We start from the raw sequence: 25,935 nt of genomic DNA on the forward strand, positions 1-25,935 counted from the left end.
GGACCCTGTGGGAGAGTAGGACGCCGCCGAACAATTTTTGTGGGGAAGCCCCGTACCTTCTGGTACGGGGCTTTTCCGCGTTCACGGGCCGGTCGCGCCGGCATGACCAGTGCCGCATCCGGCGCATACGCGCGTAACGGCGTCGCTGCCGCCCCGTGTCACCAGTCCGCGGGGCAGCTCGTGAGGCCGCTCGTGTCGAGCGTCCAGACGTCGGTGAGCGAGTGCGTCCCTGGGACGACTTCCACCACCATCAGAACATTGCCGGAGATGACCCTGAGGGGTGCCCGCCCAGGGCGCCCGGGGCATCCAGCCGCGGTGCCCTACAGGCGGCCTGCGGCCTTGAGGGAGAGGTAGGCGTCGGCCAGAGCCGGGGCCAGGGCGTCGGGCGTGGAGTCCACCACGTGGACGCCATGGCGGGCGAGCTGGTCGGCCGTGCGGCGGCGCTGGGACTGGGTCTGGGCGGCGGCCGCGGCCTCGTACACCGCGTCCACGCTTCCCCGTGAGGCGGCCATCGCCGCCACATGGGGGTCGGCCACCGAGGCCAGCAGAACCGTGTGACGCTGCGTGAGCCGCGGCAGGAGCGGCAGCAGGCCCTCTTCGATCGGGGCGGCGTCCAGGCTCGTCAGGAGGACCACCAGGGACCGGCGTGGGGCATTCCGGAGGATGGTCGACACCAGAGTGCGGGAGTCGGTCTCGACCAGCTCCGGTTCGAGGGTGGCCATGGCGTTGACGAAGGACGGCAGGACGTCGGCCGCCGCGCGGCCCTGCACCTGGGCGCGGGGGCGGCGGTCGTGGGCCAGGAGGTCCACCCGGTCGCCGGCGCGGGTCGCCAGGGCGGTCAGGAGCAGGGCCGCGTCCATGGCCGAGTCCAGGCGGGGGGAGTCGCCCACCCGGCCCGCCGAGGTGCGGCCGGTGTCGAGGCAGATCAGGATGTGCCGGTCCCGTTCGGGGCGCCAGGTGCGGACGGCCACCTTGTGCTGGCGGGCCGTGGCACGCCAGTCGATCGAACGAGTGTCGTCGCCCGGCACGTAGTCGCGCAGGCTGTCGAACTCGGTGCCCTCGCCGCGGGTCAGGAGGCTGGTACGGCCGTCCAGTTCACGCAGTCGGGCCAGCCGGGACGGCAGGTGCCTGCGGCTGGTGAACGGCGGCAGGACGCGGACCGTCCAGGGCGCCGGCCGGGACGCCTGGCGGGCCCACAGACCCAGCGGGCCGTACGAGCGGATGGTGACACGGTCGGCGTGGCGGTCGCCGCGACGCGTCGGGAGCAGCCGGGTGGTCAGGCGGCGGCGCTCGCCCGCCGGGACGACCAGCTCGTGGCGGGAAGCGGCCGCCTCCGTGCCCGGGGCCCAGCTGCTCGGCGGCCACGCGTCGCGGACACGGGCCCGGAGCGTGCGGCCGGAGGGGTTGGTGATGGCCAGGTGGACGTCCGCCGGCTCGCCGAGGCGTACCGAGCTGTCGCCGGAGCGGGCCAGCACGAGGCCGCGTACCGATGCGGCCAGGGCGTAGTCGACCGCGCAGGCCAGGGCGATCGGGCCGTTGACCGCGAGCATGCCCGCCCAGCTCGGCTCCAGGAAGCCGACCGGGATGCTGCCGAGGGCCGCCAGCAGCGCGGCGCGTCCGGTGAGGGCCATCAGCGCGGGACGGGGACGTGGGAGAGGATCGCCGTGATGACGGCGTCGGCGGTGACACCCTCCATCTCCGCCTCGGGACGCAGCCGGACCCGGTGGCGCAACGTCGGGAGGGAGAGGGCCTTGACGTCGTCGGGAGTGACGTAGTCGCGGCCGGTGAGCCAGGCCCAGGCGCGGGAGGTGGCCAGCAGGGCGGTCGCGCCGCGCGGCGAGACGCCGAGGACGAGCGAGGGCGAATCGCGGGTGGCGCGGCAGATGTCGACGACGTAGCCGGCGATCTCGGGGGAGACGGACACCCGGGAGACGGCCTCCCGGGCCGCATCGAGCTGGGCCGGTCCGGCGACCGGGCGGATGCCGGCGGCCTTCAGGTCGCGGGGGTCGAAGCCGGCGGCGTGGCGGCTCAGGACGCCGATCTCGTCCTCGCGGGAGGGGAGGGGCACGGTGAGCTTGAGGAGGAAGCGGTCCAGCTGGGCCTCGGGGAGGGGGTAGGTGCCCTCGTACTCGACCGGGTTCATGGTGGCGGCGACGAGGAACGGCTCGGGGAGCCGGCGGGCGGTGCCGTCCACGGTGACCTGGCGTTCCTCCATCGCCTCCAGGAGTGAGGACTGCGTCTTGGGCGGGGTCCGGTTGATCTCGTCCGCGAGGAGGAGGTTGGTGAAGACGGGGCCGTCCTGGAAGGAGAACTCGGCGGTCCGGGCGTCGTAGACGAGCGAGCCGGTGACGTCGCTGGGCATCAGGTCCGGGGTGAACTGGACGCGCTTGGTGTCGAGCTCCAGGGACGCGGCCAGCGCGCGCACGAGCAGGGTCTTGGCGACACCGGGGACACCTTCGAGGAGGACGTGGCCGCGGCACAGGAGCGCGACGACGAGACCGGTGACGGCGGAGTCCTGGCCCACCACGGCCTTGCCGATCTCCGTGCGGAGCGCTTCGAGGGAAGCGCGGGCGCTGTCCGCGGTCGCGGCCGTGGACTCGGTGGCCGGGTACGTCATGAGGTGCGGACCTCTCTTTCGAGGGCGTCGAGGTGGCCGGCGAGCGCGACGAGCGCCGCGTCGTCGGAAGGGGCGGTACCGAAGAGGAGGGCGGTCACGTCCAGGGATCCGCCGGTCAGGCGGGCGGAGACGGCCGGGACCAGCGCGGCCGCCTCGTGGGCCTGGGCGGGGGATACGCCGACCAGTGCGGCCAGACGCTCGCGGGAGGCGGCGCGCAGTACGGTCGCGGCGCGGTCGCGGGCCCCGGCCCTGCGGTAAAGGCGGGCGCGGCCCTCGGTGGTCTCGGAGGCGCGGATGGCGACAGGGAGCCTCTCGGTGACGAGGGGGCCCAGTCGGCGGGCGCGCCACAGGGCGGCCAGGACGGCCGCGAGGAGGAGCTGCAGCAAAGCCCAGGACCAGCCGGCCGGAACGAGCTGGAAGAGGGTCTTGTCCTCGTCGCCGGATCCGGTGCCGGCGTCGGAGTCGGCGAGGGACGGCAGGTACCAGACGAGGTCCGGGCGGGAGCCGAGGAGCTGCAGGGCGAGGGAGGCGTTGCCCTCCTCGGCGAGGCTCTCGTTGAGGAGGACCGTCTCCGAGCCGAGGAGGACGGTGTCGCCGCCGGTGGTGCCGGTGGGCAGGACGAGGAGGGTGGGGTGGCCGCCGCTGGGGTAGCAGGCGATGGCGCCGGGGAGGGCGGTGCTGTAGCGGAGGCCGCCGCCGGTGCCGGCGCGGCCGGCGGATTCGGCGGCGGGCAGCGTACAGCGGGGGGCGAGGTCGTCGGTGGCGGCGTCGCCCTCGGTGCGGACCCCGGGGGAGAGGTCGGAGAGGCTGGGGTCGCCGGGGGCGAGCAGGACGGTGCGGCCGCCGGAGAGGTCGATGGCCGAGCGGATGGCGCTGCGCTGGGCGGCGCCGAGCAGGTCCGGCTCGGTGACCAGGAGGGTGGTGCCGGGGCCGGCCGCGTCGGCGGCCTCGCGGGTGGTGGTGACGACGCGGGTCGTGACGCCGCGTTCCTTGAGGAGCTCGGCGACGGCACGGCTGCCCGCCGGGTCGGCGGAGCGGGGGTCGAGGGCGCCGTGCCGGGTGCCGGAATTCAGGGCGGCGAGGATGACGGCGCCGGCGGCGACGACGGCCAGGACGGCGGCGGTGCGGCGTACCGTGCGGGTGGCGCGGCGCGGGTGGTGCGCTGCGGCGGGGGTGGCGGCCGTGACTGTACCCCGGCCGGGGCCTTCGCCGGGTCCCGCGGCGGCCGGGGCCGGGGCGGGACCGGGCCCGGACGATGGCGCGGCATGCTGCTCGGCGCTGCGCGGGGACGGCCCCGGCTCGCGCCCGGCCGGGGCGGAAGCCGCGGTGCCGGACCGTGCCGGGGGGTGCTCCGGGGTGCTCCAGGGCTGGGTCGGGCCGGTCATGAGGCGGGTCCCGTCAGGAGCGGCTTGGCACGGTCCAGGGTGAGGTCGAGGGTGCGCAGGCGGGCGTAGGCGTCGGCGTCCGCGGTGCGGCCGCCGTAGGTGACGTCGTCGAAGGTGCGGGCGGCGGCGCGGAGGGCGGCGGCATGCTCCGGCAGGGAGACCGCGGCCTCGGCGGCCGCCTCGTCGGCGGTGCGGCCCGGGCGCGGATCCAGCAGGGTGCGCTCCTCCAGGGAGCGGACCACCGCGCGCATGCGTTCCTGGACGGCCTCCGTCCAGCGGCCGGCGGCGGCGTGGGCCTCCGCGGCGGTGCGGTGGTCGGCCGCGCTGCGTACGCCGTCGTCGAAGAGGGTGCCGGCGGCGGCGGCCGTGCGGCGGGGGGAGCCCAGGCGCCACCACAGCGCGGCGGCCGCGAGGACGACCAGGAGCAGGATTGCGACCAGGCCCGCGGTGCCTCCGGGGGTCGCCCCGGAGGCGGCACCGAACAGGTCGTCGAGCCACTCGAAGAACGCGCGTAGGGCGCGGTCCACCAGGCTCGGGTCGCTCTCGTGGTACATCGGCTTGGACAGTTCGTGCTCCGCCGCTTCCTGGGCGGGCGCGCGCGGTGTCGTCACCGGTGGTGTCTCCGCACCCGGCAGGAGCGCCGCGGTGCGGTTGATGAGGCCCCCCGTGCTCATCATCGGTGGGTCAGCCTCCGGTCGTGCCGTAGTTCTCGATGCCGGCCGCCCGGGCGAGCTCCAGGTCCAGGCCCTCGCGGCGGATGCGCTGGTCGACGTAGAGCAGGACGGTGACGCCGGACTGGATGGGCATGATGATCGTCTGGGCGATGATCAGGCCGATGCCAAAGAAGATCAGCGGCCCCCAGGCGGTCTGGGCGCTGCCGTCCGCCAGGGAGTAGATGCCGCCGAAGGCGAAGACGCCGATCATCTGGAAGAACCCCAAGACCACCAGCGCGACCATGGAGGCGATGAGGGCCGTGAGGACCGTGATGCCGAAGACGCGCCACCACGCGCCGGCGACGAGCTTCGAGGAGCGCTGGAAGGCCTTGACGACGGTGCTCTTCTCCAGCATCAGGGCCGGGGATGCCAGGCTGAACTTGATGCCGAGCCAGGCGACGAGCGGCAGCCAGGCGGCGAAGCCGACGAAGGCCAGGCCCACGTTGCCCGCGAGGGCTCCCGGCAGGACCAGGACGGCGCCGAGCAGGATGATGCCGAGGGCCAGCAGCAGGGTCAGGCCGATCAGGCGCAGCAGCTGGGGGCGGGCCTCGCGCCAGGCGGCCGACACCGTGGAGTGCTGTCCCAGGATGGCCCGACTGAAGATCATCGTCAGCATGGCGGTGACCACGATCGTCCCGAGGACCTGGATGAACTGGTTCACGACCGAGACGGTGAGGGAGCTGCTGAGGCTGTCGATCAGCTCCTCGGCGGTCATGCCCCCGGTGGAGCTGATGGGCAGGTCGTTCAGCATGAACTTCTGCACGAGCACGCTGATCACCTGGAGGACCGTGGCCACGACCAGGGTGATGGGCACGACGGAGCGCCAGTGCGTGCGCAGGGTGGCGACCGAGCCGTCGAGGATCTCGCCGAGACCCAGCGGGCGCAGCGGGATGACTCCGGGCTTGGCGGCGGGCGGCTGGTGACCCCATCCGCCGGGGCCGCCGGGCTGCTGTCCCCAGCCGCCGGAGGGCTGCGCCGGGGGCTGCGGGGTGTCGGCCGGGGGCGTGGCGCCGGGGCTCGACCACTGGCCCGGCGGTGGCTGGTCGGCGGACCACTTGGGGTCGCCGGTGGGCCGTGCGGGCTGTTGCGCGCCGCCGTCGCTGCCCGGCCGGTCGGCAGGGGAGCCCTGCCGGTCGCCGTCGGACGGAGAGGATCCGGGCGTAGCCCAGCCCGGAGAGTCGTTCATCGTCGCTCCTTCACATCCACCTGCTGCGGCGGGGGCGCTGGTCGCTGCCATCGTGCCATGTGAGGGCCCCGAACGGACCAGCCGTCCCCCCGGATACCCGGCAGCCCGTACCTTCAAGTGTCGCCCGGATCCGGGCGAGACCGGCCGGGCCGACGTCCACGCAGGTCCGAGGGGCGATTTCCAGCCCTTTTGGCTGTGGGACAGCTCACCGCCGGGTCACGATTGGCTAATGGGATGATGTCAACCATGAAGGGACGCGTGCTCGTCGTCGACGACGACACCGCGCTGGCCGAGATGCTCGGCATTGTGCTGCGGGGAGAAGGTTTTGAGCCGTCGTTCGTAGCGGACGGCGACAAGGCGCTGGCCGCCTTCCGGGAGGCGAAGCCCGATCTGGTGCTGCTGGACCTCATGCTGCCCGGACGGGACGGCATAGAGGTCTGCAGGCTGATCCGGGCCGAGTCAGGCGTGCCGATCGTCATGCTGACCGCCAAGAGCGACACGGTGGACGTGGTCGTGGGCCTGGAGTCCGGGGCCGACGACTACATCGTCAAGCCGTTCAAGCCGAAGGAGCTGGTGGCCCGTATCAGGGCCCGTCTGCGCCGGTCGGAGGAGCCCGCGCCCGAGCAGCTGGCCATCGGTGACCTGGTCATCGACGTGGCCGGACACTCGGTCAAGCGCGACGGCGCCTCGATCGCACTGACCCCGCTCGAGTTCGACCTGCTGGTCGCGCTCGCGCGCAAGCCCTGGCAGGTCTTCACCCGCGAGGTGCTGCTGGAGCAGGTCTGGGGCTACCGGCACGCGGCGGACACCCGCCTGGTCAACGTGCACGTGCAGCGGCTGCGCTCCAAGGTCGAGAAGGATCCGGAGCGCCCCGAGATCGTCGTGACGGTGCGTGGTGTCGGCTACAAGGCCGGACCCAGCTGACGTGCAGTCCGGCACCTCGGGCAGGGTCCGGGGCGGTTCCCGCCTGTGGACCGGCAGGCTGCTCCGGGACGGGGCTCCCGCCGGCCGGATGCTGCGGCTGTTCGTACGTCTCGTACGGCGGCCGCTGCTTCCGGCTGTCCGGCTGTGGCGCCGCAACATCCAGCTCCGGGTCGTCGCGGCCACCCTGCTGATCTCGCTCTCCGTGGTGCTGGCCCTGGGCTTCGTCGTCATCGCGCAGGTCAGCAAGGGCCTCCTCGACGCGAAGGAGGAGGCCGCGCAGAGCCAGGCCGCGGGCGGGTTCGCGGTGGCGCAGGAGAAGGCCAACACCCCCGCGACCGTGGACGGGCCCGACGCGACCGACAACAAGGTCGGTCGTGACGCCAGTACGTGGATGAACTCCCTGGTCAAGCAGCTGGCCAGTGGCGGCCAGACCGCCTTCGAGGTGGTCGCGCTCGGTGCCGGCACCGGAGAGGAGCCCCAGCCCGGCGCGCAGGGCGTCCGGGGCGCCCGCGCCTCCGGGAACGTGGATCCGACGGCCAGCGTGCCGATCAGTCTGCGCCGGGCCGTCAACCACGGCACCGGCACGTTCGAGACCTTCTCGCAGATCCGCTACTCCAGCGGGGCCGACAAGAAGGAGCCCGAGCCGGCGCTGGTCGTCGGCAAGCGGCTGACCGACATCAACGGTGACCCGTACGACCTGTACTACCTCTTCCCGCTGACCCAGGAGGAGGAGTCCCTCAACCTGGTCAAGAGCACCATCGCCACCGCCGGGCTGTTCGTCGTCGTCCTGCTGAGCGGTATCGCCTGGCTCGTCGTGCGCCAGGTCGTGAGCCCCGTGCGGATGGCCGCCGGGATCGCCGAGCGGCTGTCGGCGGGTCGGCTCCAGGAGCGGATGAAGGTCACCGGCGAGGACGACATCGCGCGCCTCGGCGAGGCCTTCAACAAGATGGCGCAGAACCTCCAGAACAAGATCCAGCAGCTGGAGGAGCTGTCCCGGATGCAGCGCCGCTTCGTCTCGGACGTCAGCCACGAGCTGCGGACCCCGCTGACGACGGTCCGGATGGCCGCCGACGTCATCCACGACGCCCGCGTCGACTTCGACCCGGTGACGGCGCGCTCCGCCGAGCTGCTCGCCGGGCAGCTCGACCGCTTCGAGTCGCTCCTGGCGGACCTCCTGGAGATCAGCCGCTTCGACGCCGGAGCCGCGGCCCTGGAGGCGGAGCCGATCGACCTGCGGGAGGTCGTGCGCCGCGTCATCGACGGGGCGGAGCCGCTGGCCGAGCACAAGGGCACCCGGATCCGGGTCCTCGGCGACTCCCAGCCGGTGATCGCCGAGGCCGACTCGCGGCGCGTCGAGCGGGTCCTGCGCAACCTCGTCGTCAACGCCGTCGAGCACGGCGAGGGGCGCGACGTGGTGGTGCGGCTGGCGTCCGCCGGCGGGGCCGTCGCCGTCGCCGTACGGGACTACGGCGTCGGACTCAAGCCCGGCGAGGCGACCCGTGTCTTCAACCGCTTCTGGCGGGCCGACCCGGCGCGGGCGCGCACGACCGGCGGGACCGGCCTCGGCCTGTCCATCGCCGTGGAGGACGCCCGACTGCACGGCGGATGGCTCCAGGCATGGGGCGAGCCGGGCGGCGGTTCGCAGTTCCGGCTGACGCTGCCGCGTACCGCGGACGAGCCGCTGCGGGGCTCGCCCATCCCGCTGGAGCCGGAGGACTCCCGGGCCAACCGGGCCAAGGCTGCCGCGGACGCCGCGGCCGCGGCGTCGGGCACCGGGACCGAACGCACGGTGCCCGATGCCGGGGACCGCTCGCCGATACCGCCGCGCCCGCCCGTCGCCGGGGCGCAGGCGGTGCCCGCCGACCCGACCGCCCTGCCGGGGAGCGGGGCGCGGGTCGTTGCCCGCCCGGCCGAGCAGGTACAACAGGAGGATCGAGCCGATGGACGGTGAGCCCGTGGACGCGCGGTGGGAAAGCGCACGGGTGAAGGGCCGGCGCCGGCGCCTGCGCACCGTGCGGGCGTACGCCTTCGCTGCGGCCGGGCTGATGCTGGCGGGCTGCGCCTCGATGCCCGACAGCGGCGAGATCCGCGCGGTGCAGGCCTCGCAGGGCGTGGACTCGCAGGTGCGGGTGTTCGGCGTGCCGCCCGCGGACAAGGCCACCCCGGCGGAGATCGTCGACGGTTTCCTTGAGGCGATGACCAGTGACGACCCGCAGCTGGAGACCGCCCGCAAGTACCTCACGCCGGCGGCCGCGAAGTCCTGGAAGCCGAGTTCCGTCGTCACCGTGCTCTCCTCCGGCCTCAACCGGGTCGCGGTGCGCGGCGAGAAGGATCCCGAGGGGCCTCGCTGGAAGGTGACGGGCAAGCTGCTCGCGACCGTCGACGAGCACAGCGCGTACCAGCCGCAGACCGGCGCCAGGGAGTACGAGGAGCAGCTCCAGCTCGTCCAGGACGAGGACCGGCAGTGGCGCATCTCGACGCCGCCGAACGGCCTGGTGCTGAGCGAGTCGGACTTCCAGCGCATCTACATGCCGGTGAACAAGTACTACTTCGCCGGCGACACGCTCGTCGCCGACCCGGTCTACGTGCGCCAGCGCAGCGACCCCGATTCGCGGATGGACCCGACCACGCAGACCGTGCAGTCGCTCCTCGCCGGGCCGTCCCGGTGGCTCGCGCCGGTCGTGGAGTCCAGCTTCCCCACCGGTACGGAACTGCGCACGGGCACCAAGTCCCTCTCGTACGACGGCCAGAACACGCTGCGCGTGCCGCTCAACGACAAGGTGGGGAACGTCGCGCAGCCGCAGTGCAAGAAGATGGCCACCCAGCTGCTCTACACGGTCAAGGACCTGACGGGTTCCCGGCTCGACCAGGTCGAACTGCTGCGCTCCTCCGACGACAAGACGTCCTCGTTGTGTTCGGTGACCTCGGTGAGTGCGGACGCCATCGCCAACCGGCCGAAGATCCCGGAGTACCAGTACTTCGTCGACAACGAGAAGCGTCTGGTCCGGATGAAGCTCGACGTGGGCGGTGAGGACCAGCAGATCCGTACCGAGCCGGTGCCGGGGCCGCTGGCGACCGCTCCGGTGTTCAAGGTCAGCTCGGCGGCGGTCTCGCACGACGAGCGGCGCGCGGCAGTGGTGTCCGAGGACGGGCACGGCCTGTACGTGGTGTCGCTGGTCGGGGGCGGGCCGATGCCGGCCCAGGTGCCGATCGGCCGGGGCGGCAAGGCGGAGACGCTGACGGCGCCGAGCTGGGACGCCTCGGGCGACCTGTGGGTCGCGGACCGGGATCAGCAGCACCCGGGTCTGTGGCGGGTGCCGGGCGGGACCGGAACGCCCGAGAGGGTGCAGGTGGCGGGGCTCGACAACCGGCGGATCGTCTCGCTGAAGGCGTCCGCGGACGGGGCGCGGATCGCGCTGCTGCTGGAGGAGGACGCGCGCAGCAAGCTCCTCTACATCGGGCGGGTCGAGAGGCCCGACACGAAGGGTGACATCTCCGCGGTGTCGGTGCGCGAGCTGCGTCCGGCGGCCCCGCAGATGGCGGACGTGACCACGATGAGCTGGGCGCCGCGCGGCCGGCTGCTGGTGGTGGGCCGGGAGAAGCGCGGGGTGCAGCAGGCCCGCTACATGCTGGCGGACGGCTCGGTGGTCGCGGCGAGTCTGCCGGGGGCCACGGGGCTGGCCGAGGTCGCGGCTGCCGCGGCGGAGGACGAGTCGAAGCCGAAGCCGGTCGTGGCGTACTCGGAGGACGGGATCGTCTGGCTGCCGCCGGGGGCGCAGTGGCGCACGGTGGCCGAGGGCGGCGGGTCTCCGGTCTACCCGGGCTGAGGTCCTGCGGTCGTCCACAGGGGTGGCGGGCGGGGGGCCGGGCCGCCAGGGTGGAGTCATGCGGGGGTGGTGGCAGGAGCTCGCCGGTCTGGTGCTGCCGGCGGACTGCGCCGGGTGCGGTGCCGCCCGCGTGCTGGTGTGCGACGACTGCCGGGGCGCGCTCGGCGGGTTCCTGGCGCGGCCGGTGCGGCCGTCTCCGTGCCCCGAGGGGCTGCCGGTGGTAGCGGCTGCGGCCGCCTACCAGGGGGCCGTACGGGGCGTGCTGCTGGCCCACAAGGAGCGCGGGGCGCTGCCCCTGGCCGGGGTGCTGGGTGACGCGCTGGCGGCGGCCGTCCTGGCGGGCGGTACGGGGCCGGGCCGGGCCGAGGTGGCGCTGGTGCCGGTTCCTTCGGCGCGGCGGCAGGTGCGGGCGCGCGGGCACGATCCGGCCCGCAGGATCGCTCTGGCCGCGGCGGGGCGGCTGCGGCGGGCCGGGGTCGCCGCACGGGTGGCGCCCGTACTGGGGCTGCGGCGGGCCGTGGCCGACCAGGCGGGTCTGGGGGCCCGGGAGCGCCGGGAGAACCTCGCCGGGGCGCTGGCGGTGTGCCGGGACGGGGCACGGCTGACGGGCGGGGCCCGGGTCGTACTGGTGGACGACGTGATCACCACCGGGGCGACGCTGGCCGAGGCGGCCCGGGCGGTGCGCGCGGCGGGTGCCGGGGCGGGCCCGGGGGCCGTGCTGCGGGCAGCGGTGGTCGCCGCGCCGGCGGACTCCTTCGCGCGATCTCGCGGGACGGCGGCGCGGTGACCTGCAACGTCTCCGGGAGGAAAATCCCGTGAATACATTTGGAACTGGAGGGGAAGGCCCATCGTTGCAGGTAGTACGAGGGAACGGCCACTGGACTGGAAGTACGTGCCGGTAGCGGGTGCCGACAACCGTCATACAGGGATATGTTCGGTTGTGAGGAACTCAGGAGGCTGTTCTCTCGACTCCGAAGTCGGTGGGGTGTAGATCTTGCCGATGGGGGAGGAGGAGGTGAAAGTCGCCAAGTCCGAGGCTCCGGCCTTCACCGGAGTCTGGTGCGAAAGGGAGACGCTTCGCCCCGTCGGGCGGAGCTATCCGGGAACGGAGTTCTGCGTGGACATCGTCGTCAAGGGCCGCAAGACCGAGGTGCCCGAGCGGTTCCGCAAGCACGTGGCCGAGAAGCTGAATCCGGAGCGGATCCAGAAGCTCGACGCCAAGGTGATCAGCTTGGACGTCGAGGTGTCCAAGGAGCACAACCCGCGCCAGGCCGACCGTTCCGACCGCGTGGAGATCACCCTGCGTTCGCGGGGCCCGGTGATCCGGGCCGAGGCCGCCGCCGCCGACCCGTACGCGGCGCTCGACCTCGCCCAGGACAAGCTGGAGGCCCGGCTGCGCAAGCAGCACGACAAGCGCTACACCCGCCGTGGCAGCGGCCGGATCCCGGCTGCCGAGGTCGCCGACGTCGTGCCGGGCGTCGCCTCGCTCAACGGCAGTGGCCAGCCGGTCACCGAGGAGAAGACGGACGGAGTTCCGATCACCCGGATCGGTTCCATCGAAGTGCAGGGCGAAGGCCCGCTGATCGTCCGCGAGAAGACCCACTCGGCCGCGCCCATGTCGCTCGACCAGGCTCTCTACGAGATGGAGCTGGTCGGCCACGACTTCTATCTGTTCGTCGACTCCGAGACGAAGTTGCCCAGTGTCGTCTACCGGCGGCACGCCTACGACTACGGCGTCATCCACGTGAACCCCGACGGTGCCTCCAGCTCGGAGGAGCCGCGGGGCGGCGCGGGTGGCGCGCTCGGCGGCTGAGCAGACCGTTCGCTGCCCCCGCGGGACGCTCCGGCGCCTCCGCGGGGGCACCTGCATGGCGGGTATGCGCCAGGAGGTCCGCCGGCATCCCCCGCGCCGTGGTGCGGGCATGGAATCATGGCGGGCAGTCAACCGGCTGCGGAACGTGTCCGGTTGGCCCGGCAGCTCAGCACCATGCAGGGGGAGGGACGATGGCGGACAGCTTCGGTCCGGTACGCGCGGACGACGGCGCGGCCTGCCGCGGGGCGGACCCGTCGGGGGAGACCGCCGACGCGTCGGACGGGGAGCCCATCAGGGTCCTCGTGGTCGACGACCACGCGCTCTTCCGGCGGGGACTGGAGATCGTCCTCGCGCAAGAGGAGGACATCCAGGTCGTCGGCGAGGCCGGAGACGGCGCGGAGGCGGTGGACAAGGCCGCCGATCTGCTGCCGGACATCGTGCTCATGGATGTGCGGATGCCCCGGCGGGGCGGGATCGAGGCGTGCACCTCGATCAAGGAGGTGGCTCCCTCCGCGAAAATCATCATGCTGACGATCAGCGACGAGGAGGCGGACCTCTACGACGCGATCAAGGCGGGCGCGACCGGCTACCTCCTGAAGGAGATCTCCACGGACGAGGTGGCCACCGCCATCCGCGCGGTGGCCGACGGCCAGTCGCAGATCAGCCCGTCGATGGCGTCGAAGCTCCTCACCGAGTTCAAGTCGATGATCCAGCGGACCGACGAGCGGCGGCTGGTGCCGGCGCCGCGGCTGACGGACCGGGAGTTGGAGGTCCTCAAGCTGGTCGCCACCGGCATGAACAACCGCGACATCGCGAAGGAGTTGTTCATCTCCGAGAACACCGTGAAGAACCACGTCCGCAACATCCTGGAGAAGCTTCAGCTGCACTCCCGGATGGAAGCCGTGGTCTACGCGATGCGGGAGAAGATCCTGGAGATCCGCTGAGGGCTGTGCCGCCGTCACCGGTGGATCGGCCCGCGGCGCGGGACGGCGCACGGCGTCGGACGCGGTGCCCCGCACGGGCAGGCACGCCCTCGTGCGGGGCGCACCCGGGCGGTCCGGCGGCACGGTGAGGTGCCGCGGCCGGCGCCGCGCGCCCGCGGGGCCACGGAACAGCCCCCGGCCTCCCCACTCGGGGTCGGCGGAGCGCGGTCAGGCGCCCAGTGCCGCCAGCTCGGCCGTCACCGCCGCGGCCTCGGCGGCGTCCTGCGCGCGCTCCACGCGGACCGCGTCGCAGCCGACCCACTCCGCGGCCTCCCGCAGCGCCTGCGCCATCGCTCCCGCGGCCGCGGGAGAGGTCAGGGAGAGCTGCCGGGCGACCAGCGTGCGGCCCTCGCGGGCCGGGTCGGCGCGGCCCTGGAGCCGGCCGCCGGCCAGCAGGGGCATCGCGAAGTACCCGTGTATCCGCTTCGGCCTGGGGACGTACGCCTCCAGGCGGTGCGTGAAACCGAAGATCCGCTCCGTGCGCGGACGGTCCCAGACGAGGGAGTCGAACGGAGACAGCAGCGTCGTGCGGTGGCGGCCCCGAGGAGCCGTCGCGAGGGCCGACGGGTCGGCCCAGGCGGGCTTGGACCAGCCCTCCACCTCCACCGGTACCAGCCCGGAGTCCGCCACCACCGCGTCGAACTGCTCCCCTTTGAGCCGGTGGTAGTCCGCGATGTCGGCGCGGGTGCCGACCCCGAGGGACCGGCCGGCCAGGGCGACCAGGCGGCGCAGGCACTCGTGGTCGTCCAGGTCGTCGTGGAGCAGCGCGTCGGGCACGGCCCGCTCGGGGAGGTCGTAGACCCGCTTCCAGCCGCGGCGCTCGCTGCACACCACCTCGCCGGTGTCGAGCAGCCACTCCACCGCGATCTTGGTCTCGGACCACTCGAACCATTCGCCGCCGTTCTTGGCGCCGCCCAGCTCGGTGGAGGTCAGCGGGCCGTCCGCCGTCAGGCGGTCCAGGACCGCCCGCGTCGAGTGCTCCTTGTCCCGGAGGACGTGCCAGCGGTGGCCGCGCGCCCGGTTGGCCCGGCGGCGGAAAGCGAAGTGGGGCCATTCCTCGATCGGCAGGATGCAGGCCGCGTGCGACCAGTACTCGAAGGCGTGCCGCTCGCTCCAGTAGGCCTTCTCCACCGTGTCCCGGCCGACCGCGCCGAGCCGTGCGTACGGGATCAGCTCGTGGGAGCGGGCCAGCACCGAGATGGTGTCGAGCTGGACGGCGCCCAGGTGGCGCAGGACCCCGCGGACCCCGCCGCGCCGGTCGGGGGCTCCGAGGAAGCCCTGGGCGCGCAGGGCGATCCGGCGGGCCTCGTCGGCGGACAGGGACACGGTCGGCGGCGGCAGGCTGGTCATGCGCCGAAGCCTAGGGGCCGCCACTGACATCGAGCGGGCCGGACCCGGCGGGGTCAGGCGGTCGGCGACGGCAGGTACGGCAGGCGCGCGGACAGGCCCAGGTCGGAGGGGAGCAGACCACCGACGCGGCAGTCGCGCAGGGTGCCGCGGTGGGAGATCCCGGCGCGCAGGATCCCCTCCATCCTGAAGCCGGCCTTCTCGGCGACGGCCCGGGAGGCCGCGTTGCCGGGCTCGGCCCGCCATTCCAGGCGTCCGGCGCCGAGTTCGGCGAAGGCCCAGCGGGCGGCGGCGCCGACCGCCTCGGTCACGTAGCCGCGGCCGCGGTGCTCCTTCACCGCCCAGAAGCCGACCTCGAACACGGACTCGCCGCGTGGGTGCACGCCCAGGGCCGCCACCAGCGGACCCGGTGGCCGCAGCCGGACGGCGAAGCTGTATGCGGTGTCCTCGCGCCAGCCCGCCGGCACGGTCTCGTTGACCCAGGTGTCCGCGTGCGCGTGCCCGTAGGGGGAAGGGACCTCGTTCCAGCGCTGGATGTCCGGGTCCTGGCAGGCCGCGTACACCTCGGGGGCGTCCTCGGGGGCGAAGGGGCCGAGCACGAGGCGTTCGGTGGTCAGTGTGATGGGCTCCATGCGCGGATTCTGCTGTCGCCGAGACCCCCGGGCGAACACTTTCCGGGAATCCCTCGGGGCGATGCGGCACCTTCGGTGTCCCCCGTACGTTCACAATCCGGGCACCCGTGCCCTCATGGGAACGGCGGACCTCCCGACGCGGCCGCGTCCTCGCTTACGATGGCCGTTGCGGTGGGGCCCACCTGCCGTGCCCGGCTACGTAAAGTGCCCAGGCCCGACCGGCAAGGAGACCAGCCTCAGTGTCCGTCTTCAACAAGCTCATGCGTGCAGGCGAAGGCAAGATCCTGCGCAAACTGCACCGCATCGCGGACCAGGTCAACTCCATCGAAGAGGACTTCGTCAACCTCTCCGACGCCGAGTTGCGGGCGCTCACGGACGAGTACAAGCAGCGGTACCAGGACGGTGAGAGCCTGGACGACCTGCTGCCCGAGGCCTTCGCGACCGTGCGCGAGGCGGCCAAGCGCGTCCTCGGCCAGCGCCACTACGACGTCCAGATCATGGGTGGCGCGGCGCTGCACCTCGGCTATGTCGCCGAGATGAAGACCGGTGAGGGCAAGACCCTCGTCGGCACCCTGCCCGCCTACCTCAACGCGCTGTCCGGCAAGGGCGTCCACCTGATCACGGTGAACGACTACCTGGCCGAGCGCGACTCCGAGATGATGGGCCGCGTCCACAAGTTCCTGGGCCTGTCCATCGGCTGCATCCTGGCGAACATGTCGCCGGCGCAGCGGCGCGAGCAGTACAACTGCGACATCACCTACGGCACGAACAACGAGTTCGGCTTCGACTACCTGCGCGACAACATGGCGTGGTCCCAGGACGAGCTCGTCCAGCGCGGCCACAACTTCGCCGTGGTCGACGAGGTCGACTCGATCCTCGTCGACGAGGCCCGCACCCCGCTGATCATCTCCGGCCCCGCGGACCAGGCCACGAAGTGGTACGCGGACTTCGCCAAGCTCGTCACCCGCCTGACCAAGGGCGAGGCCGGCCAGCCGCTCAAGGGCATCGAGGAGACCGGCGACTACGAGGTCGACGAGAAGAAGCGCACCGTCGGCATCCACGAGGCCGGTGTCGCCAAGGTCGAGGACTGGCTCGGCATCGAGAACCTCTACGAGTCGGTGAACACCCCGCTCGTCGGCTACCTGAACAACGCCATCAAGGCGAAGGAACTGTTCAAGAAGGACAAGGACTACGTCGTCATCGACGGCGAAGTCATGATCGTCGACGAGCACACCGGCCGTATCCTCGCCGGCCGCCGCTACAACGAGGGCATGCACCAGGCGATCGAGGCGAAGGAAGGGGTGGACATCAAGGACGAGAACCAGACCCTCGCCACGATCACCCTGCAGAACTTCTTCCGCCTGTACTCGAAGCTGTCGGGCATGACCGGTACGGCCATGACCGAGGCCGCCGAGTTCCACCAGATCTACAAGCTCGGTGTCGTCCCGATCCCGACGAACCGGCCGATGCAGCGCGTGGACCAGGCCGACCTGATCTACCGGACCGAGGTCGCCAAGTTCGCCGCCGTCGTCGACGACATCGCGGAGAAGCACGAGAAGGGTCAGCCGATCCTCGTCGGCACGACGTCGGTCGAGAAGTCCGAGTACCTCTCGCAGCAGCTCTCCAAGCGCGGCATCCCGCACGAGGTGCTCAACGCCAAGCACCACGAGCGCGAGGCCGTGATCGTCGCGCAGGCCGGCCGCCGCGGCGCCGTCACGGTCGCCACGAACATGGCCGGCCGCGGTACCGACATCAAGCTCGGCGGCAACCCGGACGACCTGGCCGAGGCCGAGCTGCGCCAGCAGGGCCTGGACCCGGAGGAGCACATCGAGGAGTGGGCGCACGCCCTCCCCGCGGCGCTCACCCGGGCCGAGGCCGCCGTGAAGGCTGAGTTCGAGGACGTCAAGGGGCTCGGCGGGCTGTACGTGCTGGGCACCGAGCGCCACGAGTCGCGCCGAATCGACAACCAGCTGCGCGGCCGTTCCGGCCGTCAGGGCGACCCGGGCGAGTCCCGCTTCTACCTGTCGCTGGGCGACGACCTGATGCGCCTGTTCAAGGCCCAGATGGTCGAGCGCGTCATGGCGATGGCCAACGTCCCGGACGACGTGCCGATCGAGAACAAGATGGTGACCCGCGCGATCGCGTCGGCCCAGTCGCAGGTCGAGACCCAGAACTTCGAGACGCGCAAGAACGTCCTGAAGTACGACGAGGTCCTCAACAACCAGCGTGAGGTCATCTACGGTGAGCGCCGCCGCGTCCTGGAGGGCGAGGACCTCCAGGAGCAGGTCCACCACATGATGGACGACACGATCGACGCGTACATCGCGGCCGAGACGGTCGAGGGATTCGCCGAGGAGTGGGACCTGGAGCGCCTGTGGAGCGCCTTCCGGCAGCTCTACCCGGTGAAGGTCACCATCGAGGAGCTGGAGGACGCCGCCGGCGACCGCGCGGGCATCACCGCCGAGTTCATCGCGGAGTCGGTCAAGGACGACATCCACGAGCAGTACGAGGCCCGTGAGAAGGCCCTCGGCTCCGAGATCATGCGCGAGCTGGAGCGGCGCGTGGTGCTGTCGGTGCTGGACCGCAAGTGGCGTGAGCACCTCTACGAGATGGACTACCTCCAGGAGGGCATCGGCCTGCGGGCGATGGCCCAGAAGGACCCGCTGGTCGAGTACCAGCGCGAGGGCTTCGACATGTTCAACGCCATGCAGGAGGGCATCAAGGAGGAGTCCGTCGGCTACCTGTTCAACCTGGAGGTCCAGGTCGAGCAGCAGGTCGAGGAGCTTCCGGTGCAGGACGCCGCTCCCTCGCTGACGAAGGAGCCGGTGGCCGCCGCCCGCCCGGAGATCCGGGCGAAGGGTCTCGACGCTCCGCAGCGTCCGGACCGGCTCCACTTCTCGGCGCCGACGGTCGACGGCGAGGGCGGTGTGATCGAGGGCGACTTCGAGAGCGAAGCGGGCGACGGGATGACGCGGGCCGAGCGCCGTAAGGCGCAGAAGGCCGCAGGCGGGCGCCGTCGCAAGAAGTGAGCCGTGGCCCCGCGGGGTCCTGGGGCGTCGGCCGGGGCCGGACACCGTACGGGTGTCCGGCCCCGGCCGTTCGGTTCCCGCCGGGGCCGCGGGGCGTTCCCGGGGGCGGAGCCGTCCGGGGGCGCCGCACCCGGGCCGGCCCGCCTCGACCGCCGGCGGGTCCGGGCACGTGCCGGGGGAGGGGGTCACGGCAGCGGGCCCCGGATCTCGATCGCAGCGCAGCGCCAGCGGAGGTCCGGGCCCTGTTCCAGGCGGAAGGCCATCGCGGTCAGCCGGTCGCCGGTGGCGATGCGTGCGAAGGCCTCGATGACACCGGGGCCGGGGACGAAGCGGCCGCACTGGCGGACGACCGGTGACCGGCGCACGCGCCGGGCCTGCTCGGCAGGGGCCAGGTTCACCAGCTGCTGGTAGGCCGGGCCGACGGTGTGGCCGAGCAGCGAGTGCACCGGGCGCCGGCCGCTGACCACGGCCAGCAGGCGTTCGGCGAACCAGTGGTGCGGGCCGAGGCGCGGGGTGGGCGGGGAATCCGCGGGGCGGCGGGTGTCGCGCCGCCCGGCCGGGCGGGTCCCGGAGCGGCCGGCGGGCCTGCGGCGGCCGCTGTTTCCGCCGATCGTGCCGCGCGTCGTGGTGTCCATCGCGATCTGCCCCCGAACAGGCCGGGCCCGGCGTGGTACCGGGCGGTAACTTGATGGGGATCTTCTACGGTCGGCGAACACGCTCCGCAACCACGGCGGCGGCCGGTCCGGCCGCCCGCCCGGTTCACCTATCCGAGTAGCCCGACCGCCGCCCCGGGGCGTGCACCCGATCGCGGCCGGGTACTCGGGTGGACGGGCACCCGGCGGGCCGCGGCAGCCCGATGGGGTACCGCGGCCGTCACCCTGCCGCACCCCGGCCGGCCGCCTCCGAGTCGTATCCTGGGTGCGTTTCCGACTACCGAAAGCAGCCGGCCATGCGCGTGTACGTCCCCCTGACCCTCCCCGGGCTCGCCGAGGTGCACACGGCGGGTGAGCTGGGCCCCGCCCCGCTGCGGGCGTACGCCGTCACCCCCGGCCTGCGCGAGTGGTACGCCTCGGACGACATCGAGGAGCTGGAGTACGCGGCCCTGGGCCGGGCCGCGGCCGCCTCACTGCGGCTGCTCGCCGCCGACCCCGGCGCACCCCGACGGCGCGTCGTCGTCGCCGTCGACGTGGACGACAAGGCCGCCACCGCCACGCCCGGGGACGACGAGGCCGCCCTCGGCCGGGTGAGCCTCGCCGCCGCCGTGCGCCTCACCGTGGCCGCCGCCGTGCACGCGGACGCCGACGACGCGGACGAGGACGTCACCGCCGCCGTGCTGGCCCTGCCCGCCGCCGACGGCGGGGACGAGGACGCGCGGTCCACCGTCGACGGGGCCGAGGACCACGAGCTCCTGTGGTTCGGAGTCCAGGAGATCCCGGGGCTGCTGACATGACGCACACGCACCACATCGTGTGGGACTGGAACGGCACGCTGCTCCACGACATCGAGGCCGTCATCACCGCGACGAACGCCTCCTTCGCCGAGCTCGGCCTCGCGCCGATCACCCTGGAGACGTACCGCGAGCTGTACGTCGTACCGGTGCCGAAGTTCTACGAGCGCCTCATGGGGCGCCTGCCCACCGACGAGGAGTGGCTCGTCATGGACGAGGCCTTCCACCGCCACTACTGGGCCGCCGCCGCGGACTCCGGGCTGGCCGAGGGCGCCCGGGACCTGCTCCAGGGGTGGCAGCGCGACGGGCTCACCCAGTCCCTGCTGTCCCTCGCACCCCACGACAGGCTCGTCCCGCTCGTGCGCGCCCATGGCATCGACGCGCACTTCCTGCGCGTCGACGGGCGGACCGGCCCGTCCCACACCTCCAAGGCAGGACATCTCGTACGCCACATGCAGGCCCTGGACGCGACGGGAGTGACCGCCGACCGTACGGTCCTCATCGGAGACGCCGTCGATGACGCGCTCGCGGCCGCCCACGTCGGCGCGCGCGCCGTCCTCTACACCGGAGGCTCGCACAGCCGCCGCAGTCTGGAATCAGCCGGAGTGCCGGTCGTGGACACCCTGGCGGAGGCCGTTCTCACAGCTCGCGAGCTGGCCGAATAGCGACTGGACAGGCTGCTGCACGGAAGGCTCGCAACGTCGCTGGCCAGAGTGTCAAAGTTCCACCCCAAGATTTGTACAGATGCAGTGAATGACGACTTGGGGGTAGGTCGGGATAGCCTTGTACCCGTGATCAGCGCGATATCCCTCGGGGGCACTGGAGCCTCCGTCCTGCGCCCGGCGTACGACAGTGCCCGGGCCATCGCTGATCCCCGCCACCGGGACCTTCTGCCGATCTTGGCTCATTCCCTCCCGGTCGGCTCTCACGACGGCATAGCGTCGGCCCAGAACGGACACCCCGCCTCGCGGCGCTACGCCATTCCTTCCTTCACCTACGTCACGCAATGGCGCGCGACAGGAGCCAGAGGACATGCAGACCAAGCTGGACGAAGCAAAGGCCGAGCTGCTCACACGGGCGGCCCGGGTAGCTGAGCACAGCCCGGCCGGGGGGCTACTTCCGACTGGGGCCGAGCAGGGAGAGCGTCCGGACCGGGACACGGTCCTCTCCTACCTCCAGCGCTACTACCTGCACACGGCGCCCGAGGACCTCACGGACCGGGACCCGGTGGATGTGTTCGGAGCCGCGCTCTCCCACTACCGCCTGGCCGAGAACCGCCCGCAGGGTACCGCGAACGTACGCGTGCACACCCCCACGGTGGAGGAGAACGGCTGGACCTCCAGCCACTCCGTGGTCGAGGTCGTCACCGACGACATGCCCTTCCTCGTGGACTCCGTGACGAACGAGCTGTCCCGCCAGGGCCGCGGCATCCACGTCGTGATCCACCCGCAGGTCGTCGTCCGCCGTGACATCACCGGCAAGCTGATCGAGATCCTCGGCCCCGACTGCGACGCGCACGGCCTCCGCACCGAGCGCCCCCACGACTCCCTCGTCGAGTCCTGGATCCACGTCGAGATCGACCGCGAGACCGACCGCGCCGACCTCAAGCAGATCACCGTCGACCTGCAGCGCGTCCTGTCCGACGTACGCGAGTCCGTCGAGGACTGGGAGAAGATGCGCGAGGCCGCGCTGCGCATCGCGGACAGCCTCCCCGACGAGCCCACCGCCCCGGACCTGCGCGAGTACGAGCTCGAAGAGGCGCGCGAGCTGCTGCGCTGGCTCGCCGACGACCACTTCACCTTCCTCGGCTACCGCGAGTACAACCTCGTGGACGGCGACTCCCTGTCCGCCGTGCCCGGCACCGGCCTCGGCATCCTGCGCTCCGACCCGCACCACAGCGGCAAGGAGGACGGCCACCCGGTCTCGCCTTCCTTCAACCGGCTGCCGGCCGACGCCCGCGCCAAGGCCCGCGAGCACCGCCTGCTGGTGCTGACCAAGGCCAACAGCCGTTCCACCGTGCACCGCCCCTCGTACCTCGACTACGTGGGCGTCAAGAAGTTCGACGCCGACGGCAACGTCGTCGGCGAGCGCCGCTTCCTCGGCCTGTTCTCCTCCGCCGCGTACACCGAGTCCGTGCGCCGCGTGCCGGTCATCCGCCGCAAGGTCGCCGAGGTACTGGAGCGGGCCGGCTTCTCGCCGTCCAGCCACGACGGCCGCGACCTGACGCAGATCCTGGAGACCTACCCCCGCGACGAGCTGTTCCAGACCCCGGTCGACCAGCTCCAGTCCATCGTCACCTCCGTCCTGTACCTCCAGGAACGCCGCCGGCTGCGGCTGTACCTGCGCCAGGACGAGTACGGGCGCTACTACTCGGCGCTCGTCTACCTGCCGCGCGACCGCTTCACCACGGGTGTGCGGCTGCGTCTGATGGACATCCTGCGCGAGGAGCTCGGCGGCATCAGCGTCGACTTCACCGCCTGGAACACCGAGTCGATCCTCTCCCGCATCCACTTCGTCGTCCGCGTCCCGCAGGGCACCGAGCTGCCCGTGCTGACCGACGGCGACGTCGAGCGCATCGAGGGCCGACTCGTCGAGGCCGCCCGGTCCTGGGCCGACGGCTTCGACCAGGCGCTCAACGCCGAGCTCGGCGAGGAGCGCGCCGCGGAGCTGCTGCGCCGCTACGGCAGCGCCTTCGCCGAGGGCTACAAGGCCGACCACTCGCCGCGCGCCGCCGTCGCCGACCTGGTGCACCTGGAGAAGCTGCGCGACGGCGACAAGGACTTCGCGCTGTCGCTCTACGAGCCCGTCGGCGCGGGCCCCGGCGAACGCCGCTTCAAGATCTACCGCGCCGGTGAGCAGGTCTCCCTGTCCGCCGTCCTGCCGGTCCTCCAGCGCCTCGGCGTCGAGGTCACCGACGAGCGCCCGTACGAGCTGCGCTGCGCCGACCGCACGACCGCGTGGATCTACGACTTCGGTCTGCGGCTCTCCGCGGGCGACCTCGGCGACGATGCCCGCGAACGCTTCCAGGACGCCTTCGCGGCCGTCTGGAACGGCCAGGCCGAGAACGACAACTTCAACACCCTCGTGCTGAGCGCCGGCCTGACCTGGCGCCAGGCCGTCGTCCTGCGCGCGTACGCCAAGTACATGCGCCAGGCCGGCTCCACCTTCAGCCAGGACTACATGGAGGACACCCTCCGCAACAACGTCCACACCACCCGGCTGCTGGTCTCGCTCTTCGAGGCCCGGATGTCTCCCGTCCGCCAGGCCGCCGGCAGCGAGCTCGTGGACGCCATGCTGGAGGAGCTCGACGGGGCCCTGGACCAGGTCGCCTCGCTCGACGAGGACCGCATCCTGCGGGCCTTCCTCACCCTCATCAAGGCGACCCTGCGCACGAACTTCTTCCAGCTCGACTCCCACGGCGAGCAGCACGCCTACGTGTCGATGAAGTTCGACCCGCAGGCCATCCCGGACCTGCCGGCGCCGCGCCCGGCGTACGAGATCTGGGTGTACTCCCCGCGCGTCGAGGGCGTCCACCTGCGCTTCGGCAAGGTCGCCCGAGGCGGCCTGCGCTGGTCCGACCGCCGCGAGGACTTCCGTACGGAGATCCTCGGCCTGGTCAAGGCGCAGATGGTCAAGAACACCGTCATCGTGCCGGTCGGCGCCAAGGGCGGCTTCGTCGCCAAGAACCTGCCCGACCCGTCGGTGGACCGCGACGCCTGGCTCGCCGAGGGCATCGCCTCGTACAAGATCTTCATCTCGGCGCTGCTCGACATCACCGACAACATGGTCGCCGGCGAGGTCGTGCCGCCGCGCAGCGTGGTCCGCCACGACGAGGACGACACCTACCTCGTCGTCGCCGCGGACAAGGGCACCGCGACCTTCTCCGACATCGCCAACGGCGTGGCGGAGGACTACGGCTTCTGGCTCGGCGACGCCTTTGCGTCCGGCGGCTCGGCCGGCTACGACCACAAGGGCATGGGCATCACCGCCCGCGGCGCGTGGGAGTCCGTCAAGCGGCACTTCCGCGAGCTCGGACACGACACCCAGACCCAGGACTTCACCGTCGTCGGCGTCGGCGACATGTCCGGTGACGTCTTCGGCAACGGCATGCTGCTCTCCGAGCACATCCGCCTGGTGGCCGCCTTCGACCACCGGCACATCTTCATCGACCCGGCCCCGGACGCGGCCACCTCGTACGCCGAACGCCGCCGCCTCTTCGAGCTGCCGCGGTCCTCGTGGGCGGACTACGACACCTCGCTGATCTCGGCGGGCGGCGGCATCCACCCGCGTTCGGCCAAGGCCGTCCCGGTCACCGCGCAGATGCGCGCGGCGCTCGGCATCGAGGCCGGCGTCACCAAGATGACCCCGGCCGAGCTGATGCAGGCGATCCTCAAGGCCCCCGTGGACCTGGTGTGGAACGGCGGCATCGGCACCTACGTCAAGGCGACGTCCGAGACCCACGCCGACGTCGGCGACAAGGCCAACGACGCCATCCGCGTCAACGGCTCCGACGTGCGGGCGCAGGTCATCGGCGAGGGCGGCAACCTGGGCCTGACCCAGCTCGGCCGTATCGAGTTCGCCCGCAGCGGCGCCGGCGGCGAGGGCGGCAAGGTCAACACCGACGCCATCGACAACAGCGCGGGCGTGGACACCTCCGACCACGAGGTGAACATCAAGATCCTGCTCAACGCGGTCGTCGCCGACGGGGACATGACCGTCAAGCAGCGCAACAAGCTGCTCGCGCAGATGACCGACGAGGTCGGCCACCTGGTCCTGCGCAACAACTACGCGCAGAACACCGCGCTGGCCAACGGCTCGGCCCAGGCCCCCAGCCTGCTCCACGCCCAGCAGCGCTTCATGCGCCGCCTGGAGAGCGCCGGACTGCTCAACCGCGAGCTGGAGTTCCTGCCCACCGACCGGCAGATCCGCGAACTGCTCAACAACGGCAAGGGGCTGACCCAGCCGGAGCTGGCCGTGCTGCTGGCCTACACGAAGATCACGACGGCGGACGAGCTCATCGCCACCGGGCTGCCGGACGACCCGTACCTGCGCCGCCTGCTCTTCGCGTACTTCCCGGCGGTGCTGGGCGACACGTTCGCCGAGCAGATCGACGGGCACGCGCTGCGCCGCGAGATCATCACGACGATCCTGGTCAACGACACCGTCAACACCGGTGGTTCGACCTTCCTGCACCGTCTGCGCGAGGAGACCGGAGCCTCCACGGAGGAGATCGTCCGGGCGCAGCTCGCGGCCCGCGAGATCTTCGGCCTGGCCGACGTGTGGGACGCGGTGGAGGCGCTGGACAACAAGGTGTCCGCGGACGTCCAGACCCGGGTGCGCCTGCACTCGCGCCGCCTGGTCGAGCGCGGTACCCGCTGGCTGCTCAACAACCGGCCGCAGCCGCTCCAGATCACCGAGACCATCGCCTTCTTCGGGGAGCGGGTGTCCCAGGTGTGGGCGGAGCTGCCGAAGCTGGTGCGCGGCGCGGACCTGGAGTGGTACCAGCTGGTCATGGACGAGCTGACCGGCGAGGGCGTGCCGGAGGAGCTGGCGGCGAAGGTCGCCGGGTTCTCGTCCGCCTTCCCGACGCTGGACATCGTCGCGATCGCGGACCGGACGGGCGTGGACCCGCTGGGGGTCGCCGAGGTGTACTACGACCTCGCCGACCGCCTGGACATCACGCAGCTGATGGACCGGATCATCGAGCTGCCGCGGGCCGACCGCTGGCAGTCGATGGCCCGCGCGTCCATCCGCGAGGACCTGTTCGCGGCGCACGCGGCCCTGACGGCGGACGTGCTGTCGGTGGGCGGCGGCGCCTCGACTCCCGAGGAGCGCTTCCAGGCGTGGGAGGAGAAGAACGCGGCGATCATCGGGCGTGCCCGGACGACCCTGGAGGAGATCCGGGGCTCGGACGACTTCGACCTGGCGAACCTGTCGGTGGCGATGCGGACCATGCGCAGTCTGCTGCGCGCGCACAGCTGATCGCGACGGCGTGACGAACGGGCCGGGCCCGGGACCATAGGGTCCCGGGC

At 72.3% G+C, this 25,935-nt stretch carries 18 protein-coding genes; 10 read left to right on the plus strand and 8 right to left on the minus strand.

The genetic code is table 11. The features are described from left to right. Nucleotides 1-320: 320 nt before the first annotated feature. From ACFW2G_RS30290 to ACFW2G_RS30310, 5 genes are read right to left on the minus strand one after another with little or no spacing between them, the layout of a single operon-like run. Nucleotides 321-1,631 carry a DUF58 domain-containing protein gene (locus ACFW2G_RS30290; RefSeq protein ID WP_384585273.1) on the minus strand — a complete coding sequence of 437 codons (1,311 nt, stop codon included), beginning with the start codon at nucleotides 1,629-1,631 and terminating at the stop codon, nucleotides 321-323. Further along, on the minus strand, nucleotides 1,631-2,617 hold the full coding sequence (locus ACFW2G_RS30295; RefSeq protein ID WP_384585271.1) for an AAA family ATPase: 987 nt from the start codon (nucleotides 2,615-2,617) through the stop codon (nucleotides 1,631-1,633). Before ACFW2G_RS30295 ends, ACFW2G_RS30290 begins: the two co-directional genes overlap by 1 nt. After that, nucleotides 2,614-4,002 carry a DUF4350 domain-containing protein gene (locus ACFW2G_RS30300; protein WP_384585268.1) on the minus strand — a complete coding sequence of 463 codons (1,389 nt, stop codon included), beginning with the start codon at nucleotides 4,000-4,002 and terminating at the stop codon, nucleotides 2,614-2,616. Before ACFW2G_RS30300 ends, ACFW2G_RS30295 begins: the two co-directional genes overlap by 4 nt. Next, the gene (locus tag ACFW2G_RS30305; RefSeq protein ID WP_384585266.1) at nucleotides 3,999-4,679 is read right to left on the minus strand and encodes a DUF4129 domain-containing protein; all 681 of its coding nucleotides are present in this window, start codon (nucleotides 4,677-4,679) and stop codon (nucleotides 3,999-4,001) included. Before ACFW2G_RS30305 ends, ACFW2G_RS30300 begins: the two co-directional genes overlap by 4 nt. A gap of 7 nt (nucleotides 4,680-4,686) precedes the next feature. Beyond that, nucleotides 4,687-5,901 carry a hypothetical protein gene (locus ACFW2G_RS30310; RefSeq protein ID WP_384585263.1) on the minus strand — a complete coding sequence of 405 codons (1,215 nt, stop codon included), beginning with the start codon at nucleotides 5,899-5,901 and terminating at the stop codon, nucleotides 4,687-4,689. 234 nt (nucleotides 5,902-6,135) lie between these two features. Between ACFW2G_RS30310 and mtrA the strand changes: the two genes are divergently transcribed. The 6 genes from mtrA to ACFW2G_RS30340 all read left to right on the plus strand — a co-directional run bounded on the left by mtrA (nucleotide 6,136) and on the right by ACFW2G_RS30340 (nucleotide 13,409). Then, nucleotides 6,136-6,825, plus strand: coding sequence for a two-component system response regulator MtrA (gene mtrA, locus ACFW2G_RS30315; RefSeq protein ID WP_189747360.1), 690 nt, complete (start codon nucleotides 6,136-6,138; stop codon nucleotides 6,823-6,825). An 88-nt stretch (nucleotides 6,826-6,913) separates the two neighbouring features. After that, the gene (mtrB, locus tag ACFW2G_RS30320; protein WP_037924216.1) at nucleotides 6,914-8,776 is read left to right on the plus strand and encodes an MtrAB system histidine kinase MtrB; all 1,863 of its coding nucleotides are present in this window, start codon (nucleotides 6,914-6,916) and stop codon (nucleotides 8,774-8,776) included. Further along, nucleotides 8,766-10,652 (plus strand): LpqB family beta-propeller domain-containing protein, encoded by a 1,887-nt coding sequence (locus tag ACFW2G_RS30325; RefSeq protein WP_078556609.1) that lies wholly within the window; start codon nucleotides 8,766-8,768, stop codon nucleotides 10,650-10,652. Before mtrB ends, ACFW2G_RS30325 begins: the two co-directional genes overlap by 11 nt. A 58-nt stretch (nucleotides 10,653-10,710) precedes the next feature. After that, the gene (locus ACFW2G_RS30330) at nucleotides 10,711-11,439 is read left to right on the plus strand and encodes a ComF family protein (RefSeq protein WP_384585259.1); all 729 of its coding nucleotides are present in this window, start codon (nucleotides 10,711-10,713) and stop codon (nucleotides 11,437-11,439) included. A gap of 330 nt (nucleotides 11,440-11,769) precedes the next feature. Beyond that, entirely contained in the window at nucleotides 11,770-12,465 is a 696-nt protein-coding gene (hpf, locus tag ACFW2G_RS30335) for a ribosome hibernation-promoting factor, HPF/YfiA family (protein ID WP_384455544.1), read from the plus strand. Between the two features lie 191 nt (nucleotides 12,466-12,656). After that, a complete protein-coding gene (locus tag ACFW2G_RS30340; RefSeq protein WP_037923214.1) occupies nucleotides 12,657-13,409 on the plus strand; it encodes a response regulator transcription factor in 753 nt (250 codons plus the stop codon). A 207-nt stretch (nucleotides 13,410-13,616) separates the two neighbouring features. On the opposite strand, the gene ACFW2G_RS30345 is transcribed toward ACFW2G_RS30340, so the two are convergent. Next, nucleotides 13,617-14,798 carry a winged helix-turn-helix domain-containing protein gene (locus ACFW2G_RS30345; RefSeq protein ID WP_384455521.1) on the minus strand — a complete coding sequence of 394 codons (1,182 nt, stop codon included), beginning with the start codon at nucleotides 14,796-14,798 and terminating at the stop codon, nucleotides 13,617-13,619. Nucleotides 14,799-14,851: 53 nt separating this feature from the next. Continuing rightward, nucleotides 14,852-15,427 carry a GNAT family N-acetyltransferase gene (locus ACFW2G_RS30350; RefSeq protein WP_384455518.1) on the minus strand — a complete coding sequence of 192 codons (576 nt, stop codon included), beginning with the start codon at nucleotides 15,425-15,427 and terminating at the stop codon, nucleotides 14,852-14,854. Between the two features lie 239 nt (nucleotides 15,428-15,666). Between ACFW2G_RS30350 and secA the strand changes: the two genes are divergently transcribed. Next, nucleotides 15,667-18,456 (plus strand): preprotein translocase subunit SecA, encoded by a 2,790-nt coding sequence (gene secA / locus ACFW2G_RS30355; protein ID WP_037923220.1) that lies wholly within the window; start codon nucleotides 15,667-15,669, stop codon nucleotides 18,454-18,456. Between the two features lie 185 nt (nucleotides 18,457-18,641). On the opposite strand, the gene ACFW2G_RS30360 is transcribed toward secA, so the two are convergent. Next, complete coding sequence (locus ACFW2G_RS30360; protein WP_384446224.1) at nucleotides 18,642-19,091, minus strand: Rv3235 family protein; 450 nt, start codon at nucleotides 19,089-19,091, stop codon at nucleotides 18,642-18,644. 314 nt (nucleotides 19,092-19,405) lie between these two features. Here ACFW2G_RS30360 and ACFW2G_RS30365 point away from each other — a divergent pair, with 314 nt between their 5' ends. From ACFW2G_RS30365 to ACFW2G_RS30375, 3 genes are all read left to right on the plus strand, one after another. Continuing rightward, nucleotides 19,406-19,906, plus strand: coding sequence for a DUF6912 family protein (locus ACFW2G_RS30365; protein WP_037923224.1), 501 nt, complete (start codon nucleotides 19,406-19,408; stop codon nucleotides 19,904-19,906). After that, nucleotides 19,903-20,568 carry an HAD family hydrolase gene (locus ACFW2G_RS30370; protein ID WP_037923227.1) on the plus strand — a complete coding sequence of 222 codons (666 nt, stop codon included), beginning with the start codon at nucleotides 19,903-19,905 and terminating at the stop codon, nucleotides 20,566-20,568. Before ACFW2G_RS30365 ends, ACFW2G_RS30370 begins: the two co-directional genes overlap by 4 nt. 367 nt (nucleotides 20,569-20,935) lie before the next feature. Then, complete coding sequence (locus ACFW2G_RS30375; protein ID WP_037923229.1) at nucleotides 20,936-25,885, plus strand: NAD-glutamate dehydrogenase; 4,950 nt, start codon at nucleotides 20,936-20,938, stop codon at nucleotides 25,883-25,885. Nucleotides 25,886-25,935: the final 50 nt, after the last annotated feature.

It is taken from the genome of Streptomyces sp. NPDC058880, from assembly GCF_042742535.1.
GTDB lineage: Bacteria > Actinomycetota > Actinomycetes > Streptomycetales > Streptomycetaceae > Streptomyces.

Excerpts from the sequence above, each read along its gene's own strand:
- ACFW2G_RS30290 (WP_384585273.1), bottom strand. The coding sequence starts at position 1,631 with ATGGCCCTCACCGGACGCGCCGCGCTGCTGGCGGCCCTCGGCAGCATC.
- ACFW2G_RS30295 (WP_384585271.1), bottom strand. The coding sequence starts at position 2,617 with ATGACGTACCCGGCCACCGAGTCCACGGCCGCGACCGCGGACAGCGCC.
- ACFW2G_RS30300 (WP_384585268.1), bottom strand. The coding sequence starts at position 4,002 with ATGACCGGCCCGACCCAGCCCTGGAGCACCCCGGAGCACCCCCCGGCA.
- ACFW2G_RS30305 (WP_384585266.1), bottom strand. The coding sequence starts at position 4,679 with ATGATGAGCACGGGGGGCCTCATCAACCGCACCGCGGCGCTCCTGCCG.
- ACFW2G_RS30310 (WP_384585263.1), bottom strand. The coding sequence starts at position 5,901 with ATGAACGACTCTCCGGGCTGGGCTACGCCCGGATCCTCTCCGTCCGAC.
- mtrA (WP_189747360.1), top strand. The coding sequence starts at position 6,136 with ATGATGTCAACCATGAAGGGACGCGTGCTCGTCGTCGACGACGACACC.
- mtrB (WP_037924216.1), top strand. The coding sequence starts at position 6,914 with ATGCTGCGGCTGTTCGTACGTCTCGTACGGCGGCCGCTGCTTCCGGCT.
- ACFW2G_RS30325 (WP_078556609.1), top strand. The coding sequence starts at position 8,766 with ATGGACGGTGAGCCCGTGGACGCGCGGTGGGAAAGCGCACGGGTGAAG.
- ACFW2G_RS30330 (WP_384585259.1), top strand. The coding sequence starts at position 10,711 with ATGCGGGGGTGGTGGCAGGAGCTCGCCGGTCTGGTGCTGCCGGCGGAC.
- ACFW2G_RS30340 (WP_037923214.1), top strand. The coding sequence starts at position 12,657 with ATGGCGGACAGCTTCGGTCCGGTACGCGCGGACGACGGCGCGGCCTGC.
- ACFW2G_RS30345 (WP_384455521.1), bottom strand. The coding sequence starts at position 14,798 with ATGACCAGCCTGCCGCCGCCGACCGTGTCCCTGTCCGCCGACGAGGCC.
- ACFW2G_RS30350 (WP_384455518.1), bottom strand. The coding sequence starts at position 15,427 with ATGGAGCCCATCACACTGACCACCGAACGCCTCGTGCTCGGCCCCTTC.
- ACFW2G_RS30360 (WP_384446224.1), bottom strand. The coding sequence starts at position 19,091 with ATGGACACCACGACGCGCGGCACGATCGGCGGAAACAGCGGCCGCCGC.
- ACFW2G_RS30365 (WP_037923224.1), top strand. The coding sequence starts at position 19,406 with ATGCGCGTGTACGTCCCCCTGACCCTCCCCGGGCTCGCCGAGGTGCAC.
- ACFW2G_RS30370 (WP_037923227.1), top strand. The coding sequence starts at position 19,903 with ATGACGCACACGCACCACATCGTGTGGGACTGGAACGGCACGCTGCTC.
- ACFW2G_RS30375 (WP_037923229.1), top strand. The coding sequence starts at position 20,936 with ATGCAGACCAAGCTGGACGAAGCAAAGGCCGAGCTGCTCACACGGGCG.